General features: G+C 59.8%; 15 protein-coding genes and 3 tRNA genes. 8 read left to right on the forward strand and 10 right to left on the reverse strand.

The genetic code is table 11. The annotated features are described in order from the left end of the window. The 5 genes from WC529_05430 to murF form a co-directional block, all read right to left on the reverse strand. Complete coding sequence (locus WC529_05430; protein ID MFA5113718.1) at positions 1-1,182, reverse strand: FliM/FliN family flagellar motor switch protein; 1,182 nt, start codon at positions 1,180-1,182, stop codon at positions 1-3. Positions 1,183-1,188: 6 nt separating this feature from the next. Continuing rightward, entirely contained in the window at positions 1,189-2,004 is an 816-nt protein-coding gene (locus WC529_05435) for a flagellar hook basal-body protein (protein MFA5113719.1), read from the reverse strand. Beyond that, positions 1,997-2,743, reverse strand: coding sequence for a flagellar hook-length control protein FliK (locus tag WC529_05440; GenBank protein ID MFA5113720.1), 747 nt, complete (start codon positions 2,741-2,743; stop codon positions 1,997-1,999). Before WC529_05440 ends, WC529_05435 begins: the two co-directional genes overlap by 8 nt. A gap of 46 nt (positions 2,744-2,789) precedes the next feature. Then, positions 2,790-2,873 (reverse strand) — tRNA-Leu (locus WC529_05445). A 3-nt stretch (positions 2,874-2,876) separates the two neighbouring features. Further along, a complete protein-coding gene (gene murF, locus WC529_05450; GenBank protein MFA5113721.1) occupies positions 2,877-4,106 on the reverse strand; it encodes a UDP-N-acetylmuramoyl-tripeptide--D-alanyl-D-alanine ligase in 1,230 nt (409 codons plus the stop codon). 49 nt (positions 4,107-4,155) lie between these two features. Here murF and WC529_05455 point away from each other — a divergent pair, with 49 nt between their 5' ends. Then, positions 4,156-6,114 carry a putative PEP-binding protein gene (locus WC529_05455; protein ID MFA5113722.1) on the forward strand — a complete coding sequence of 653 codons (1,959 nt, stop codon included), beginning with the start codon at positions 4,156-4,158 and terminating at the stop codon, positions 6,112-6,114. Here WC529_05455 and rho read toward each other — a convergent pair. Then, the gene (gene rho, locus WC529_05460) at positions 6,107-7,351 is read right to left on the reverse strand and encodes a transcription termination factor Rho (GenBank protein MFA5113723.1); all 1,245 of its coding nucleotides are present in this window, start codon (positions 7,349-7,351) and stop codon (positions 6,107-6,109) included. The genes WC529_05455 and rho overlap by 8 nt on opposite strands. Positions 7,352-7,558: 207 nt before the next feature. Further along, positions 7,559-7,643: transfer RNA gene (locus WC529_05465), tRNA-Leu, on the reverse strand. A gap of 130 nt (positions 7,644-7,773) precedes the next feature. On the opposite strand from WC529_05465, the gene WC529_05470 reads away from it, so the two are divergent. Further along, on the forward strand, positions 7,774-8,280 hold the full coding sequence (locus WC529_05470; GenBank protein ID MFA5113724.1) for an ORF6N domain-containing protein: 507 nt from the start codon (positions 7,774-7,776) through the stop codon (positions 8,278-8,280). 72 nt (positions 8,281-8,352) lie between these two features. Here WC529_05470 and WC529_05475 read toward each other — a convergent pair. Beyond that, positions 8,353-8,436, reverse strand: a tRNA-Leu gene (locus WC529_05475). 65 nt (positions 8,437-8,501) lie between these two features. On the opposite strand from WC529_05475, the gene WC529_05480 reads away from it, so the two are divergent. Both WC529_05480 and WC529_05485 read left to right on the forward strand, forming a co-directional pair. Beyond that, the gene (locus WC529_05480; protein ID MFA5113725.1) at positions 8,502-10,628 is read left to right on the forward strand and encodes a S8 family serine peptidase; all 2,127 of its coding nucleotides are present in this window, start codon (positions 8,502-8,504) and stop codon (positions 10,626-10,628) included. Continuing rightward, positions 10,625-11,467 (forward strand): UPF0164 family protein, encoded by an 843-nt coding sequence (locus WC529_05485; protein ID MFA5113726.1) that lies wholly within the window; start codon positions 10,625-10,627, stop codon positions 11,465-11,467. Before WC529_05480 ends, WC529_05485 begins: the two co-directional genes overlap by 4 nt. Here WC529_05485 and WC529_05490 read toward each other — a convergent pair. Further along, positions 11,464-12,453 (reverse strand): acetyl-CoA carboxylase carboxyltransferase subunit alpha, encoded by a 990-nt coding sequence (locus WC529_05490; protein ID MFA5113727.1) that lies wholly within the window; start codon positions 12,451-12,453, stop codon positions 11,464-11,466. The two genes, WC529_05485 and WC529_05490, sit on opposite strands and share 4 nt — an antisense overlap. A 2-nt stretch (positions 12,454-12,455) precedes the next feature. Continuing rightward, positions 12,456-13,325: an acetyl-CoA carboxylase, carboxyltransferase subunit beta gene (gene accD, locus WC529_05495; protein ID MFA5113728.1), complete on the reverse strand. Its 870-nt coding sequence runs from the start codon at positions 13,323-13,325 to the stop codon at positions 12,456-12,458. Between the two features lie 47 nt (positions 13,326-13,372). On the opposite strand from accD, the gene rpsT reads away from it, so the two are divergent. The 4 genes from rpsT to carB are packed head-to-tail and all read left to right on the forward strand — an operon-like array spanning position 13,373 to position 18,829. After that, a complete protein-coding gene (rpsT, locus tag WC529_05500) occupies positions 13,373-13,657 on the forward strand; it encodes a 30S ribosomal protein S20 (protein MFA5113729.1) in 285 nt (94 codons plus the stop codon). Then, positions 13,658-14,491: a 4-(cytidine 5'-diphospho)-2-C-methyl-D-erythritol kinase gene (gene ispE / locus WC529_05505; protein MFA5113730.1), complete on the forward strand. Its 834-nt coding sequence runs from the start codon at positions 13,658-13,660 to the stop codon at positions 14,489-14,491. 56 nt (positions 14,492-14,547) lie between these two features. Next, positions 14,548-15,627 (forward strand): glutamine-hydrolyzing carbamoyl-phosphate synthase small subunit, encoded by a 1,080-nt coding sequence (gene carA, locus WC529_05510; protein MFA5113731.1) that lies wholly within the window; start codon positions 14,548-14,550, stop codon positions 15,625-15,627. Then, entirely contained in the window at positions 15,620-18,829 is a 3,210-nt protein-coding gene (carB, locus tag WC529_05515) for a carbamoyl-phosphate synthase large subunit (protein MFA5113732.1), read from the forward strand. Before carA ends, carB begins: the two co-directional genes overlap by 8 nt.

An 18,829-nucleotide genomic window follows, 5' to 3' on the forward strand; every position in this document is an offset into this window, starting at 1 on the left:
TCATGCCTCCTTTGTTTCCGAGTCCAGATTAAAATCTTCCAGTTCCAGGTCTGCGGCGCTGAAATCGTCGTCCGCCAGCGGTTCCTCCGCGAAGATGTCTTCGGACGGCAGCTCGGGGGCGGGTTGGGCCGGCGCGGGCGGCGGCTTGACCGGGGCCGGCGGCGGCGCTTTGACCTCTTCGGCCGGGGCGAACGGCGGAGTGAGCTCCACCGCCGCGTTCTCGCCGAGCGCGGCGATCCGGACGCTCTTCTTTTTGTTCCGGGTGCCGGGCTGGCCGGGCAGTTTCAGCTTGCGGCCGATCACCAGGGTGACCGGCGCGTTGATCGGAGTATCTAAAGAGACGACGTCGCCGACTTCCAGCCGGTGGAGCTCCGAGGTGTGCAGGGCGGTGAAGCCGAGCAAGCCTTCCACCTTGATCGCCAGCCGGTTGAGCAGGGCGGCCGGCAGGCGGCCGAAATTGAGCGGCTGCTCCGCCTCTTTTTCCTTGTAGGCGCGGAGGAGCGTCTTGAGCGCGCTCCCCGGATAACCGAAGACGATCCGGGCGGGCTGGTTATCGTTCAAGATCACCTCGGCGGTGAAAGCGATGAAGGCGGCCGAAGGATTGACCGACTGGTCGAGCGTGATCTCCGGGGCGCTGACCAGGCGGAAAGAGGGCTCGGAGATCGCCGACAGGAAGGCCGTCCGGTACTCCGCCAGGTATTCCGTCAGGGCCGCGGTGAAGACCTCTTTTTCCGCTTCGGTCAGGGCGCGGTTCAGCGCCTCGGTGTCGTGGCTGCCGAGCGCGTGGTTGATCAGGGAATTGGCGATCTCCAGGCCGCAGAACAGCTGGATGCCGTCGTTGATCTCCGCCAGGTTTAGCTGGCACTGCACGACCTGGCCGGCCAGCGAGCGGAGAAAATTGAGGTAGGTGGTCTGTTCCGCCTGGCAGGAGAGGAATTCCACGCCGATCCCCAGCTCGACCTTGAGCCGGTCGAGCAGGCGGGAAACGAAATTGTAATGGACCTTCAGGCCGAGCGCGAGGTCCTCGCGCGAGAGCCGGTCAAAACCGTACAGGCCGCTCTTGACCCGCTTGATCAGGACCTTGGGCGGCCGGTAGGTGGTCCAATCGCCGATCGCCGGGGTCAGTTTAATGACCCTTTTTTGCGACGCTATTTCCGGCTTGTTTGGTGTCTTATCCGCCACGGTTTATTATGTCAGTTTCGTGATGACGCTGGAGATCAGGTCGGAAGCCAACCGGACCATGCTCAGGTTGCCGCTCAGGGCGCGCTGCAGTTCCAGCGAGTAAATGCTTTCGCTCAGGTAATTGACGTTGGACTGCTCGACCTGGCCGGGCTTAATGATGCCGGCCACGCCCCCCGGGCTTTCCGCGGAAGCCGCGTTACCGGAAGCGAGGGTCGCCGCAAAAGCCGTCCCCTGCGCCTGGACCAACCCGCCGGGATTGGCGAAGTGGGTCAGCGCGATCCGGTAGCCGGTCGTGGTAAAGGTGGTCCCGCTGTCGGGCGAGTAGAGCAGGGTGCCGTCGTCCTGCCATTTGTAATCGGTCTTCTGGCCGGAAGGGAGGCCGACGATCGGGACCAGGTTGCCGGAGCTGTCGAAACCGTAGACCTGCATCCCGTTGCTGGTCAGGTTGCCGGCCGCGTCCACTTCGAAGTTGCCGTTGCGGGTGTAGAGCTGGGAAGCGCCGCCGTCGGGGGAGACGATAAAGAGGCCGCCGCCGGCAATTGCCAGGTCGATCGCGCTGCCGGAGGTCGTCTCGCCGTTGGCGAAGTCGATGCTGGTCCCGGCGATCGACATCCCCTGGCCGAGCTGTTTCGGATTGGTCCCGCCCTGGGTCAGGCCGGCCGCCGTCCCCTGGGTGAGCACCTGCTCGAACACCGATTGGAAGGAAACGTTGAGCTTTTTATAGCCGGGAACGTTCATGTTGGCCAGGTTGGAGGAGCTGATCTTGAGCGCCGTGTTGTAAGCTTCGATCGCGTTCTTCGCCTGCGTCATGACATCAAGCATTGTTTTCTACCTCCCTGATCTTGATCTCGTCGAAATGGACATGGGCCTTGGCCAGCGCGCGTTCCAGCTCGCCGCGCCGGAGGTCGAGCGCCTTTTTCGTGCCGCTCAGCGCCTGAATATCGACGCTGATCAGCCCGGCGTGGGAAGTCAGCGTCAGCACCAGCCGGCCGAGCTCGGCCGGCTCCAGGGTGAGAGAGAACTCCACCTTCCCCTTGCTCTTGACCATGTTGACCTGTTTGACCAGCTGGTCGATCAGCGCTTGCAGGTCGAAATTCGCCCGCAGCGCGCCGTTTTGCGAGGCCTGGAAGAACGACGGTTGGGCTTGCAGGTTCGGCAGGAGCCAGTTGGTGGCGGTGAGCAGTTCCTGCAGCTGCTGCCGGTTGAAAGAGACGGGCGGCAGCGATTCAAAGAGCGGGACGCTGACGGTCTCGCTGCCGGACGCGGCCTGCTGAGCGGTGGCCGAGGGTTCCCGGCTGGCGGCGCGGTAGTTTTCCGCCGTTTGGCCGGAGGTGATCGCCTGGGCGAAATCTTCGGGCTTAAAGCCGAGGCTGAGCGCCGGGGCAAAAAGCGAGCCGAGCTGGGCGAAAGGCGAGAAGAGGAGGCCGAGGCGGGCTTGTTCGCGCTGCAGTTTTTCCGCGAAGGAGCTGTCGTGGTCCCGCAAGTTAGTACTATCCGTCGACAGGCGCGGCTCGGTTTGCTCGAGCTGAGGAAACTGGATAGTCACTGCTCCTCCCTTCATTCAATCGTAATGATAATCAACAATCTTGCGCGCGTCAATTTAGATTTGCCGAGGAGGAGACTCGAACTCCTACGCTTTTGAGGGCGCCAGCCCCTCAAGCTGGTGCGTCTGCCAATTCCGCCACCTCGGCACGTTAACTTAAGGCCGCGACCACCGTTTCCAAGCGCGTTCCCCGCGAACCCTTGACGAGGATTATATCACGCGGCCGGATAAATTTCCGCAACTTTCTTATCAGCGGCCGGTGCGTTTTTTCCGGCCCGGTCGCCGCCGGCCAAAGGCGGCCGAAAGTGAAGATCTTGTCGACCTTGAGCCGCCGGGCGAGGGCGATGATCCGCCGGTGGGCGGGCCGGGACTGCCGGCCGAGCTCCAGCATGTCGCCGAGGACCGCGATCTTGCGGCCGTCGAGCGCCGCCAGGACCCGGAGGGCCGCCGTCATCGACCGGGGGCTGGCGTTGTAAGTGTCGTCGATGATCTTGGTCCGGTCGGGCAGGTTGATGACGGCCATCCGGTGCGCAGCGGGCCGGACCCGCTCCAGGCCGCGCCTGATCGCCGGCCGGTCAACGCGCAAGAGCCGGGCGACCGCGATCGCCGCCAGCGCGTTGTAAATATTGTGCTCGCCCGGCAGCGGCAGCTTGATCCCCGCCAGCTCTTTGGTCGTGACGTCCGCTTTTTCCAGCAATCCAAAAGTCATTATTTTTGACTTTTGACTTTTTACTTTTGACTTTAAATGCTCCGCGAACTCATCGTCCTGGTTAATGACCGCGCGATCGCCTTTTTTTAAGAACGCAAAGATCTCGGCCTTGGCTTTGGCGATATTCCGGCGGCTGCCCAGCCTTCCCAGGTGCGACTCGCCGATGTTGGTGACGACGGCGACGGTCGGCCGGGCGATCCCGGCCAGCAGCTTGATCTCGCCCAGCCCCTGCATCCCCATTTCGATCACGGCGGCCCGGTGCTTTTTCGTCAACCGGAGCAGGGTGAGCGGGACGCCGATCTCGTTGTTGTAGTTCGCTTCGTTCTGCAGCACCGGATATTTTTGCGCCAGGATGGAAGCGATCATCTCCCGGGTCGTCGTCTTGCCGACGCTGCCGGTGATGCCGATCACCGGGAGCCGGAATTTAGCGCGATGATAGGCCGCGAGCGTTTGCAAAGCGGCTAAGCCGTCGGCCGTCTTGAGCGCCAGGGCCCCTTTTTTCAGGACCGCCGGGATGAACTTACGGCCGTCGAACTTAGGGCCGACCAGGGGGATGAACAGTTCGCCTTTTTTCACTGTCCGGCTATCGGTCGAGATCCCTTTAATGATCGACCCGCGGCCCGTGACCCGTGACCCTTTGACGATGGTTTCGACTTCCCGTGGGGTGAACATGGCGCCATTATATCATGAAATTTTGTCAGTAAAATGACGAAAAGTTACCATGGAAACGGTCAGAAAGATCTGCCGGCCCAACCACCTGATCCGGGGGGTGGGGAACGGCGTTTTTTCCATCATCAATAACGTCGCGGTCCGGGTCCATCTCAGGAGCCAGAACCTGGCCATTGTCGAACGGAAGCTCGACGCGGCGGAATTGCCCCACCAGCTCGAACGGATCGCCCGGTTGACCGTTCGTTTCGCTCCCGAAGCGGAAGTGGCAAAAGGCGAGACTTTCGCCTGCATCGCCAAAGAGGTGATCGACAAGGCGGAAGAGCTGGTCAAAAGCGACCTGCTTAATCCGGAAGGGGCGCTCCACCGGGTAATGTCCGACCAACTGGCCGGATTGACCAGGGGGAAAGAAACGGTGGAAGCCAACGCGCAGGCGCTCCGGGAGCGGATCAGGCAGCTCTCGCGGGACGGAGTGGTCGGCAACGATAAATACCAAACGCTCGAAGAGCTTGATGGCGAACTTAACGGCTCCTGGAATTTTTTTCAGCGGCAGCAAGCTTTCCTGGCCGATTACGCCGACTTGCTCTCCCGGCTGATCTTTCACCTGCAGGCCTACAACGGCGAACCGAACGCGGAAGGGGTGGTCCACGTCGCCGACAACCTCTCCTGGCGGGAGATCGTCAGCTACTACGCCGCCGGCGCCAAAGGTTTTATCCTGAGCAGCGACCAGCTCGGCCCGATCAATCATCCTTTTATCTTCGCCCACAACAACGGCATCCCGCTCGTCGTGATCCCGGAACCGCTGCGCAAGATCGAAGCCGGCTGCCGGGTCTCCGTCGACTCCCGGACCGGCCAGGTGATCGTCGACCCGACCGACGCGACCGTGAGCGCCCTCGATTTCCGCCGGCGGGGATATCAACAGCTGTCCCGCCTTTTCAAAGAGCACGCCAAACCTTACCTGAGCCTGGACGGGCAGAGATTGCCGTCGCTGCAGATCAACATCAAGGACCGGCACGACCTGGAAAAGATCGCCGGGCAGGAAGTCGGCCTGTTCCGGACCGAAGGGTTATATGCCGAAGGGCGCCCCTCGATCCAGACCCTGGTCCGGGTCTTTAAGGACGCGATCCGGAAAGCGTCCGTGATCAATATCCGGCTGTTCGACCTGGCCGGCGACAAGGTCCCCGATTTTATCGCTAAAGAAACCGGCGCGGCGCCGCGGCAATACAGCCTCGATTTTCTCCTTAATACCGAGAACGGGCGGTCGATCCTGACCGACCAGATCAAGGCGATCCTGATCGCGCAGGACCGGCTGCTGCGCGGCGGCCAGAACGAATTGAACGGCAAAAAAGTCCGGCTGATCGTGCCGATGGTCAGCAGCCCGGACGAGGTCCAGCGGATCAAAATGATCATTGCCGAGACGCAGAACGACCTGATCGCCCGGAAACAGATCGGCGGGCCGGTCGCCAGAACGATCGAGCTGGGGGCGATGATCGAGACGGCGGCGGCGATCGCCAACCTGGAGCGGTTAGCCGAGGAAGTTGCTTATTTCAGCATCGGCGGCAACGACCTGACCCGCGACCTGCTCGGCTTCGCCGAACGGAAAATGATGATGACCGGCAAGCAGTATGACTGGCTCTCGCCCGTCGTCCTGAGCAGCCTGGCGAAGATCGTCGCGGTCGCCCGCGGGAAGGGGATCGGGGTCGGTTCGTGCGGCGAGATCTCGCGCGACCCGCTGGCCGCCATCGTTTTGACCTTGCTGGGGGTCGACAACCTGAGCATGGACGAAGCGTTCCGGCGGGAGATCAATTACGTCCTGACCAACATCCATCTGGCGGAGTGGGGGAAATTCGCGGTGATCGAGCAGGCGCTGAAAATGGCGGACGCGCTGGCGGTCAGGGAGTTCCTGTTCGCGCTGATCACCGGCCGGACGCATGCCGACACCAGGGTCGCCCTGGAAGGGGTGATCATGACGGCCGCGCCGCTCAGCTACCTGGCGGCGGAACCGACTACTTGACGTCGGCCGATTCGAAGAACTGCTTGTTGGTCTTGAAAGTCTTGAGCCGCTCGATCAGCTGTTCGGTCGCTTCCACCGTCTCGTAATTATCCATCACCTTGCGCAGCAGCCAGATCTTTTTCAGCTCTTTGTCGTCCATTAACAGATCTTCGCGCCGGGTGCCGGAGAGGCGGACGTCGATCGCCGGGAAAACGCGGCGGTCGGCCAGTTTCCGGTTCAGGTGGAGCTCCATGTTGCCGGTCCCCTTGAACTCTTCGTAAATGATGTCGTCCATCCGGGAGCCGGTGTCGACCAGCGCGGTGGCGATGATCGTCAAGCTGCCGCCTTCCTCGATATTGCGCGCCGCGCCGAAGAACCGTTTCGGCCGGTGGAGCGAGGTCGGATCGAGACCGCCCGAGAGGGTGCGGCCCGACGGCGGGCAGACCAGGTTGTAGGCGCGGGCGAGGCGGGTGATCGAGTCGAGCAGGATCACGACGTCTTTGCCGCCTTCCACGATCCGCTTGGTCGATTCGAGCAGGAGCTCGGCGATCCGGATATGGTCCTCCGGCGGCTCGTCGAACGTCGAAGCAACGACTTCCCCTTTGACGGAGCGCTGCATGTCGGTGACCTCTTCCGGCCGCTCGTCGACCAGCAGGACCTTGATCAGCACTTCGGGATAATTGGCGGTGATGCTGTTGGCGATGTTCTTCAGCACGGTCGTTTTACCCGCTTTCGGCGGCGAGACGACCATGGCGCGCTGGCCGGCGCCGATCGGCGAGACCATGTCGATCAGCCGCGAGGCCATGGGACAGCCGGGGTGCTCCAGGACAAAGTGCCGGTTGGGGAAGATCGGCGTTAAATTATGGAACGAAACCCGCTGGCGCGCCTCTTCCGGATTGACCCCGTTGATCGCTTCGATCTTCAGCAGGCTGTAATATTTTTCGCCTTCTTTGGGCGGGCGGACCTGGCCGGTGACGTAGTCGCCGTTCTCCATGTCGAAGCGGCGGATCTGCGTCTGGGAGACGTAGACGTCTTCGCGGCTCGGCAGGTAACCGCCGGTCCGCAGGAAACCGTAGCCCTCCGGCAGGATCTCCAGCACCCCCTTGGTGAAGAGAAAGCCGTTCTTTTCGGTCTGGGCCTCCAGGATCTTGAAAATGAGGTCGTGCTTCTTCAACTGCCTCAGGTTCGGGATGTTCAGGTCCTTCGCGATCCCGTACAGGTCCGGCATTGTTTTACCTTCTAACTCGACGATGTCCATCTTTTCCTCCTAGGTCCAAATTCGAAACTCGAAATACGAAACTCGAAACTGTTTTGTTTTTGTTTTTTTGGGATTTTTTATTAGGCTGTCGGGTGTTTTTGTCAATTCGGATCAACTTTCTGCAAAAAACGATTAAAAATATGGGGCCGTTCAATCGATTACTTCTACATATTACTATGACAGCGCGAAAATGTCAACAGAGAAATATGCCGCTGGCCGGAATTGAACCGGCACGGGGGTTAACCCCACCTGATTTTGAGTCAGGCGCGTCTGCCAATTCCACCACAGCGGCACGACGAGCTTTTTAATTATACCTAACCATTGTTTAGGACGCAAGGTGTCGAAAATCGCTACAGTTATCCTCTCTTTCTTCGTGGCAATGAGATTGCTATGGGTAAATAGGGGAGCAAATAATGAACAAAATGATGGCGATCGAAGGGATAGAAAGTAAGATTTACGAGATTCGGGGACAGAAGGTAATGCTTGACTATGACCTGGCTAACCTTTACGGAGTTGAAACAAAATACCTGAAAAGGCAGGTTAAAAGAAATACGAGCAGGTTTCCTGGTGATTTCATGTTCCAGCTTGTGAAAGAGGAGAACTTGAAGTGCCAAAATGTCACCTCAAGTTATGGCGGCCGCCGCTATTTATCTTATGCTTTTACCGAACAGGGCATAGCTATGCTTTCCTCCATTCTAAACAGCGAAAGAGCTGTCCAGGTCAATATTCAGATTATGCGCGCATTTGTTCGATTCAGGCAGACATTGGCCCTACATAAAGAACTGGCCGATAAGTTCAAGGAGCTCGAAAGCAGAGTTGATGGGCATGATACGGCAATTCTTCAAGTCGTTGCTGAGATCAAGCGGATCGTAGCGATCGAAGAAAAACCAAAAAGAAGAATAGGGTTTGTGCAAGAGCGGGGAGAGTAATTTTTAGCCCTCGGCAACTATCGTCGCCTCCAAGCCGCCCAACATCAGCGCTGGTTCGCTGTAAAGGGAAAATGCCCAGGAGAGGATTTGAACCTCCACGAGTTTGACCCCGCCAGCTCCTGAAGCTGGTGCGTCTGCCAGTTCCGCCACCTGGGCACAAATTCATTTTCTCATAACTTGGCAGACAATTCAAGAAAATTGCGCTATGATACTGCTCGGTCATGAAAAAATCGTTCTTTTTACTGTTTGCCGTCCTGTTTATCGCGACCGCGGCTGCGGCCAAACCCCTGAAGATCGAAAAATACTTTGACCCCAGGCTCGGCCGCACGGTCGACGTCGTGGCCGGCGAGGTTTTGGTCAAGTTCAAGCCGGGCTACGCCGCGTCCGGGATCAAGGCCAAAGCGCTCTCGCTGGGGGTTCAACAGCTTTCGGCCGACGTTCCGGTCGGCAAATTACTGGCGGCCTATCAGAACGATCCCCGCGTTGAATACGCCCACCCGAACTACATTGTCCGCGCTTTCGCCACCACGCCGAACGACCCGGCTTACTCGCTGCAGTGGGGATTGCCGCAGATCAAGGCGGACCAGGCGTGGGATATCCAGCGGGGGACCGCCGAAGCGGTGATCGCGATCGTTGATTCGGGGATCGATAAAACTCACACCGACCTGGTCGGCCAGGCGTGGGACAACAAGAACGAGATCCCGGCCAACGGGATCGACGACGACGGCAACGGCTACATCGACGACATCACCGGCTGGGATTTTTACGAAGGGGATAACGATCCGAACGACCTGTTCGGCCACGGGACCCACGTCGCCGGCATCGCGGCGGCGACGACCAATAACGGCGTCGGCGTCGCCGGCGTCTCCTGGGGGAGCCGGGTGATGAACCTGCGCATCCTGAACGAGAACGGCGACGGGAACGTCGCCGACTTGAACGACGCGCTCTACTACGCCGCCAATAACGGGGCAAAGGTCATCAACCTGAGCCTCGGCGTCGACGTGCCGGACAATACCACCCGGACGGCGGTCGCTTACGCGATCGGCAAGGGGTGCGCGATCTTCGCCGCGGCCGGCAACGACGGCGACCCGACAATGAATTATCCGGCCGGTTACACCGACGTGGTCGGCGTCGCCGCGGTGACCAAGCTCGATACGCACTCCTCTTTTTCCAATTACAACTCGAGCGTCGACCTCTGCGCGCCGGGCGGCACCGCCACGAACCCGCCGACCAACAACATCTACAGCTGTTTCATCGTTAACTCCTATACTTATGAAGCGGGAACTTCGATGGCGACGCCGTTCGCCGCCGGGCTAGCCGCTCTGGTCCAGTCGCAGCATCCTTCCTGGTCGGGCGACATGATCGGCCACCAACTGATGTTGACCGCCGACGACCTGGGGGGGGCGGGGCGCGACGATTATTACGGCTACGGCCGGATCAACGCGCTCAAGGCGGTGACCGAGTCTGGTTCGCCGCCGGCGCCGACCGTTGACCGCTACACTTCGCCGACCAACGTGGCGGCGCTGACGCTGACCGGGACCAAGAGCGCCGATTCGACGCTGATCCTGGTTAACGGAACGAGCGAAGGGGTCGCTTACCCGACCGCCACGACCTGGTGGCGATCGCTCACCCTGGCCGCCGGAACGAACGCGTTCGCCCTGAAGGCGGTCAACGCGCTCGGTCTGGAGAGCGACGCGACCAATTTCGCCATCACGCTGGAGGCGGTCACTTATTCCGACCCGGTCAGCGGCGCGTCGATCGTCTTTCCGGTCGGCTGTTCTTCTACCGCGCCGGTGGTGACGGCCGAAGTCGTGGCCGATCCGTCGGCCCTCAAACCTTACCCGATCGGCGCCGACCTGTTCGGCCAGGCGGTCAATTTCTCTTCCACCGTGACGACGTTCACCTTGCCGATCACCGTTACCCTGAAGATCCCGAGCGCCGGGGTGAACCCGCTGCCGTATTACTGGGACCCGGTTTCCGGCGTCTGGCTCGACGGGGCTTTTACGGTGACCGCCCGGACCAGCAATGCTCTTTCCTATCAAACCTACCACCTGTCGACCCACGCCGTTTTCGACGTCACCGGCACGCTCAACAGCATCCTCATCTATCCGAACCCGTTCCAGCCGGGGACCGGCAGCGGGGTTTACTTTTCCGGCCTGAACGGGAGCGAGACGATCAGCATCTATAATGTTAACGGCGATAAGGTGAAGTCGCAGGCCGCGGCCGGCGAGAATTCCTGGTGCTGGGACGGGACCACCGCCGCCGGCCAACAGGTCGCCCGCGGCATCTATTTTTACGTGATAAACCAGGGGACGAATAAACGGACCGGGAAGATCGCGATACTATGAGAAACCTAACGATCGGCTTGATCTTGCTCTTATCGGCAACCGCGCTCTTTGCCGCGGACAACGCCGGCACGACCTCGGGCGCGTTCCTCGGCCTCGGCCTGGGGGCGAGGCCTTTGGCGCTCGGCAACGCCTTTGTCGCCGTGGCCGACGACGGCAGCGCCCTCTTTTTCAACCCGGCCGGGCTGGCGACCCTGCAAAAGCCGGAGCTCCAGTCGATGTACACCAACTGGTTCGTGGATACCCGCTACGGCGCGCTCTCTTTGGCCGCTCCCGGTTGCGCTTTTGCCGCCGCCTATCTCGATTACGGCCGGATCAACGAAACGACGCTGGCCCAGCCGGGCGGGACCGGGGGGAGTTTCAGCTCGGGGGCGCTCAGTTACCGCTGCGGTTTCGGTAAGAACGTCTCCCCGTTGTTCGCCTGGGGGCTCGGCCTCAAATTGTTCGGCGAATACCTCGGCTCGTCCGACGCGGTCGGTTACGGCGTTGACGCCGGGCTGCTCTGGCGGCTGCCGGAGCGGAACCTGACCGTCGGCCTGGCGGCGACGAACCTGCTCGGCCAGTTCACCGGCGAGATCAGCCGCTCCCTAACGCTTGGGATCGCCGCCAAATTCGCTTACTGCCGGCCGGCGCTCGATCTCTGCTATGCCACCGACTACGGGCTGCGGACCAGGGCGGGGGTGGAGCTGGACATTAACGGGATGCTTTATCCGCGCTGCGGTTACGATTCGGGGAAAGTCAGTTTGGGTTTCGGCCTGTTACTGAGCCGGGTCGGTTTCGATTACGCCTATCTCTCCGCCGGCGACCTCGGCGCCACGCACCGCTTCTCGCTGAAGATCTAACCTTCGTTGAAGATCCCGAGTTTCCGGTATTTATTGTAGCGGTCGGCTATTAGTTCGCGGTGGGAGAGGGAGAGGAGCGGGTCAAGGTGCTTAATGATCGCTGCTTTCAGGTTCTTGGCGGCTAATTGGTGGTCGTTGTGGGTGCCGCCGACCGGCTCCTTGACGATCTCGTCAATGACCCCCAGTTCTAAAAGGTCTTTGGCGGTGATCTTCATCGCCACCGCCACTTCGGGGGCGCGTTTGGCGTCGTTGAAGAGGATCGAGGCGCACCCCTCGGCGGAGATGACGGCGTAGATCGCGAACTCCAGCATCAGCACCCGGTTCCCCATGGCGATCCCGAGCGCGCCGCCGGAGCCGCCTTCGCCGGTGATGACCGTCACGAACGGCACCGTTAGCTCCGCCATTTCCCGCAAGTTCTTGGCGATCGCTTCGGCCTGGCCGCGCTCTTCGGCGCCGATGCCGGGATAAGCGCCCGGCGTGTCGACGAGCGAGATGATCGGTTTACCGTAACGCTCGGCCAACCGCATGATCCGGAGCGCCTTGCGGTACCCCTCGGGATTGGCCATGCCAAAGCGCCGGGTGATGTTATCTTTAGTGGAGTGGCCCTTCTGGTGGCCGATGACAACGACGGAGCGGCCGTTGAAATTGGCGATCCCGGTCACCAGCGCCGGGTCGTCGGCATAGTTCCGGTCGCCGTGCAGTTCGACGAAGTCCTCGCAGATCAGGCCGACGTAATCGAGCATGGTCGGGCGCATGATGTGCCGGGCGACTTGGACGATCTGGGTCGGGTGGAGGTTGGCAAAGAGCTTGGCGCGCGCGGTCTCGATCCGCTTCTCCAACAGGCTGATCTCCGCCGTCATCTCCATCTTCCCTGAATCCTGGATCGCGCGGAGTTTGGCCAGCTTGTCGTAGAGTTCCTCCAGCGGTTTTTCGAACGGCAGGAGGATCTTATTATTGCCATTAGCGTTTTTCTTGACGGTTGCCATAATTAATCCTTGAAGAAACGCAGGATCCGCACCAGCGTCTCTTTCAATTCCTTGCGCGGTACCACCGCGTCGAGCATCCCGTGTTCCAGCAGATACTCCGCCCGCTGGAAGCCGGTCGGCAGCTTCTCGCGGATCGTCTGGGCGATCACCCGCTGGCCGGCAAAGCCGATCAAGGCGTTCGGCTCGGCCAGGTTGAGATCGCCGAGCATGGCGTAACTGGCGGTCGTGCCGCCGGTCGTCGGGTCGGTGCAGACGGAAATGAAGGGGAGGCCGTTCTCGCGCAGGCGCCCGAGCGCCGCCGCGGTCTTGGCCATCTGCATCAGCGACATGATGCTCTCCTGCATCCGCATCCCCCCGGAAGCGGAAAAGATGATGACCGGCAGCTTCTTTTCCACCGCCGCCTCGATCAGCCGGACGATCTTCTCGCCGACGACCGAACCGACCGAGCCGCCCATGAAGGCGAAGTCCATGATGCCAAGCGCCACGCCGTGCTCGCCGATCTTCGTCAGCCCGACGACGATCGCGTCGTTCATACCGGTCTTCATGATCGAATCGCTGATCCGTTTGGCGTACGATTTGACATCGGTGAAGCCGAGGAAGTCCTTGGAGGTCAGGTTCGCGGCGATCTCGGTGAAAGGGGAGCCGTTGGTCAGCTGTTTGATCCGTTCCCGGGAGGTCAGTTTAAAGTGGTAGCCGCACTTGGGGCAGACCTTCAGGTTCGCTTCCAGGTCCTTGGAATAGAGCGTTTGGGCGCACTTGTAGCACTTCACCCATAGGTTGCCGGGGATATCGAGTTTTTCGCGGGTGTATTCGGGCTCTCTCTGGAGCTTCTTCTTTTTAAACCAATCGTTAATGCTCAAATCGCTTGCCATGATAAAGGATTCCGTGGTATATTGTCAACAGTACAGGAGGCAAAAACATGGCTGAACAAGCAAAAAAAGTTGTCAAAAGCGCCCGGAAACACGTCAAGAACGTCCGCAAGACGAAGAAACGGACGGCGCGCAACCGACGCGAAAAGGCATTCCTGAAAAATGTCGTCAAAACGACCCGCACGGCGATCACCAATAAGGCGGCCGACTTGGCCGACTCGCTGAAAAAGGCGATCTCCGCCCTGGACAAAGCGGTCCAGCGCGGGATCATCCATGCCAACAAGGCCGCCCGGCTCAAATCCAGGTTAACCAAGGCTTCCAACAAGAACAAGTAAGTGCTCCGGCTAAAAGCTTACGCCAAGATCAACCTGTCGCTCGGGATCAGCGGCCTTAGGCCCGACGGCTACCACGAACTGAACTCCCTGATGCAGTCGGTGTCGCTGGCCGACCAGATAACCCTCACCGAAACCCCCTCCGGCATCCAGCTGGCGACCACCAATCTTAAGCTGCCCAATGACCAGCGGAACCTGGCGTATAAGGCTGCCGCCTTGTTCTGCCAAATTCAAAGTTCAAAGTTTAAAATTAATAATTGTGGAGTGAAAATATATATTGAAAAGAACATTCCGCTGGCGGCGGGGTTGGCCGGTGGGTCGGCCGATGCGGCTGCCGTCCTTTTTGGCCTCAACCAGATGACCGGGGGTCGGCTCAAGCGCGATGAGCTGATGAAGCTGGGAGAACAGATCGGTTCGGATGTCCCTTTCTGCCTGACCGGCGGCAACTGCACCGTGACCGGACGGGGCGAGCACGTTAAAAGGACCCCCTTCCACGGCAAACGGCATTTTGTTTTGGTCACTCCGGACGTTGAAGTGCCAACTAAATGGGCCTACGAAGCGTTCGACCAGCAACCCGCGACCCGCGACTCGCGACCCGGGACTAAAAATGACCTGGAAGCGGTCGTTATAAAAAAATACCCGATCATCCAAAAGGTCAAAGAGCGGCTGGTCGAGCTCGGCGCCAGCTACGCGCAGATGTCGGGGAGCGGGCCGACGGTCTTTGGGATCGTCCCCGACCGGGCAACCGCGGAACTGATCGTCGCGACGCTCAAACCGGAATTTCCCCGCAGCTATGCCGTGGAATCGGTCGACGCCGGGATCGCCGAAATAAGCTAATTACCCCGCTTGCCTGGGGGCCTTTTTTCCGCTATACTTGCTAAGGTCTCCAGCTAATGGCAAAAGCAATCCTCGCACTCGAAGATGGTTCGGTTTTCCCCGGGAGCTCTTTTGGCGCAACAGGCGAAAAGAGCGGCGAAGTAGTCTTTAATACCTCCCTCACCGGTTACCAGGAGATCGTGACCGACCCCTCGTATAAGGGCCAGATCGTCACCATGACGTACCCTTTGATCGGTAACTACGGGATCAACGAAGAGGATATCGAATCACGCGGCCCGCAGTGCGAAGCGTTCGTTGTCCGCGAGAACTCCAAAATAGCCTCCAATTTCCGCTCCACCATGAAGCTGGACGACTATCTGGCCCAGCACGGGATCGTCGGGATCGAAGGGATCGACACGCGGATGTTAACCCGGCGGCTGCGGACCAAAGGGTCATTAAAAGGGGTCGTTTCGACCGTTGACCTGGACGAAAAGAGTCTCATTAAGAAAGCTAAAGAATGCCAGGGGGTGGAAGGCGTCGACCTGGTCAAAGTCGTTACCTGCAAAGAGCCATATGTGTGGGGGCCGGGGAAGAAATACAAGGTTGCCGCTTATGATTATGGGATCAAGTTCAATATTTTACGCAATTTACAATTGATCGGGGCGGAAGTAACGGTCTACCCGGCCGATTATCCGGCGGAAAAGATCTTAAAGACCAAGCCGGACGGGATCTTCCTCTCCAACGGGCCCGCTGATCCGGCGGCGGTCACTTACGCGATCGCGAATATCAAGAAATTGATCGGCAAGAAGCCGATCTTCGGCATCTGCCTCGGCCACCAGCTTTTGGGTTTAGCCCTCGGGGGGAAGACTTACAAGTTAAAGTTCGGCCACCACGGCGGCAACCAGCCGGTCATCGACCTCAAGACCCGCAAGGTCGACATCACCGCGCAGAACCACGGGTTCGCCGTCGACGTCGATTCGATCCCGAAGGGGACGGTCGAACTGACCCACATTAACTTAAATGATAAGACGGTCGAAGGGATGCGGCACTTAAAGCTGCCGATCTTCTCCGTTCAGCACCATCCGGAAGCCGGCCCGGGGCCGCATGATGCGCACTATTTGTTCCAGAAGTTCGCGGAGCTGATGGACAATGCCTAAACGCACTGACATAAAAAAGATCATGCTGATCGGAGCCGGCCCGATCATCATCGGCCAAGCTTGCGAGTTCGATTACTCCGGTTCGCAAGCCTGCAAAGCGCTCCGCGAAGAGGGTTACGAGGTCGTCCTGATCAATTCGAACCCGGCGACGATCATGACCGATCCGGAGATGGCCAACCGGACCTATATCGAGCCGATCACGGTTGAGATCTGCTGTAAGATCATCGAGAAAGAGCGGCCGGACGCGATTTTGCCGACGATCGGCGGCCAGACGGCGCTTAATATCGCCGTTGGCATTGCCGAGACCGGGATCCTCAAGAAATATAAGATCGAAATGATCGGCGCCGACGTCAAGGCGATCAAGACGGCGGAAGACCGGGAACTCTTTAAAAAAGCGATGGCCAAGGCGGGCCTCGACCTGCCCAAGAGCTTTTTTGCCCACACGCTGGCCGAAGCGCGTAAAGGGCTGAAAAAAGTCGGCCTGCCGGTCATCATTCGCCCGAGCTTCACCCTGGGCGGGACCGGCTCCGGCGTCGCCCGGACGACGGAAGAGTACGAAGAGGTCGTCAAAAAGGGGCTGGAGCTGTCGCCGGTCTCCGAGATCCTGATCGAGGAAGACCTGACCGGCTGGAAAGAGTACGAGCTCGAGGTGATGCGCGACAAGAAGGACAACGTTGTTATCGTCTGCTCGATCGAGAACTTTGACGCGATGGGGGTCCACACCGGGGACTCAATAACCGTCGCTCCGGCGCAGACTTTGACCGACCGGGAATACCAGAAGATGCGCGACCAGTCGCTCGCCGCCATCCGCGCCATCGGCGTCGAGACCGGCGGCTCGAACATCCAGTTTGCCGTCCACCCGGAGACCGGGCGGATGGTCATTATCGAAATGAACCCGCGCGTCAGCCGTTCGTCGGCCCTGGCGTCGAAAGCGACCGGCTTCCCGATCGCCAAGATCGCCGCCAAGCTCGCTGTCGGCTACACGCTGGACGAGCTCCCTAACGACATTACCAAACAAACGCCGGCGTCGTTCGAGCCGTCGATCGACTACTGCGTCGTCAAGATCCCGCGCTTCACGTTCGAGAAGTTCCCCGATACGCCGCCGGTCATCGGCACGTCGATGAAGTCGGTCGGCGAGACGATGGCTATTGGCCGGACGTTCAAAGAAGCTTTACAGAAAGGGCTGCGTTCCCTGGAGGTTGGCCGGGCCGGATTGGGCGCGGATGGAAAAGAGATGGTCAACGAGAAAGAGCTTTTGAACAAGTTAAAAGTCCCCAACGACCGGCGGATCTTTTACATCAAATACGCGCTGGAGCACGGCATGTCGGTCCCGGAAGTCGCCGGCCTGACCGCGGTCGACCCGTGGTTCCTGGAGAACATCCTCCAGATCATCGAAGAAGAGAAACGGATCATGAGAGAAGGGGTCGCCATCCTCGACAATAAAGAGTCGTTTTACCGGGCGAAGCAGCACGGCTTCTCCGACAAGCAGGTCGCCTTCCTGATCGGCGCCGGAGAAAAAGAGGTCTGGGCCAAACGGAAAGCGCTCGGCCTATCGGCCGTTTATAAGCTGGTCGACACCTGCGCCGCCGAGTTCGAAGCTTATACCCCGTATTACTATTCGACCTACGAGGTGGAGGACGAAGCCAAGCGGTCGAAGAAGAAGAAAGTGATGATCCTCGGCGGCGGGCCGAACCGGATCGGGCAGGGGATCGAGTTCGATTACTGCTGTGTCCACGCTTCCTTTGCCCTGCGCGAAGAAGGGTACGAGTCGATCATGGTCAACTCCAACCCGGAGACCGTTTCGACCGATTACGATACTTCCGATAAGCTTTATTTTGAGCCGCTGACCCGGGAAGACGTCCTGAGCATCATCGATAAAGAAAAACCGGACGGGATCATCGTCCAGTTCGGCGGGCAGACCCCGTTGAACTTAGCGTTGCCGCTGGAAGAGGCGGGGGCGCCGATCATCGGCACCTCGCCCGAAGAGATCGACCGCGCGGAGGATCGCAAAAGGTTCTCCGAGCTGCTGACCCGGTTAAAACTGAAGCAGGCGCCGAACGGCACCGCGTATGCGCCGGAAGAGGCGAAGAAGATCGCGGCCAAGATCGGTTATCCCTGCCTCGTCCGCCCGTCGTACGTCCTGGGCGGCCGGGCGATGCGGCTGGTTTACGACGAGGGCGATCTGGTCGACTTCATGAACACGGCGGTCATGGTCTCGCCGGAGCACCCGGTGCTGGTCGACAAGTTCCTGGAAGACGCGATCGAGGTCGACGTCGACGCCGTCTCCGACGGCAAACAGACGGTCGTCTGCGGAATCATGGAGCATATCGAGGAGGCCGGCATCCATTCGGGCGATTCGGCCTGCGCCCTGCCGCCGTACTCGCTGGCCGATGAAATGATCAGGGAGATCAAGCAGAGCACTTACGCTTTGGCCAAAGAGCTGAAAGTGATCGGCCTGATGAACATCCAGTTCGCGGTCAAGAACGACCAGCTCTTTGTCCTGGAAGTTAACCCGCGCGCCTCGCGCACCGTCCCCTTTGTTTCCAAGGCGACCGGCGTCCCGTGGGCGAAAGTGGCGACCAAGTGCATGGTCGGCAAGTCGCTGAAAGAGCAGGGGATCAAGGAGGTCGAACCGGAGCACATCTCGGTCAAGGAAGCGGTCTTCCCGTTCAACCGATTCCCGGGGGCGGACGCCATCCTTGGCCCCGAGATGCGGTCGACCGGCGAAGTAATGGGGATCGACGCCGACTTCGGCGTCGCCTTCATGAAATCGCAGATCGCCGCCGGGCAGAACCTGCCGCTCAAGGGGAAAATATTCGTCTCGGTCAACAACCGGGACAAGCGGAACATCGTTTACGTCGTCAAAAAGCTCGCCGATCTCGGCTTCTCGATCGTGGCCACCGCCGGGACGGGCAAGGTCTTGAAAAAGAACGGGGTCGACTGCCAGCTGGTCGGCAAACTGCACGAGGACGGCAAAAGTATCCTGGACCTGATCAACAAGGGCTCGATCTCGCTCCTGATCAACACGCCGGGGGACAAGAAGACGAAAGCGGACGAGGCGAAGATCCGTTCCGCCGCCGTCGCCCACAATATCCCGCTCATCACCACGATCTCGGGCGCCCAGGCGACCGTCAACGGGATCGAAGCGGCGAAGAAGAAAGGTTTTGGCGTCAAGGCGCTCCAGGATTATCATAAGAAGTAA

The sequence above is a fragment of the Candidatus Margulisiibacteriota bacterium genome (assembly GCA_041650855.1).
Taxonomy (GTDB): domain Bacteria; phylum Margulisbacteria; class WOR-1; order O2-12-FULL-45-9; family XYB2-FULL-48-7; genus JALOPZ01.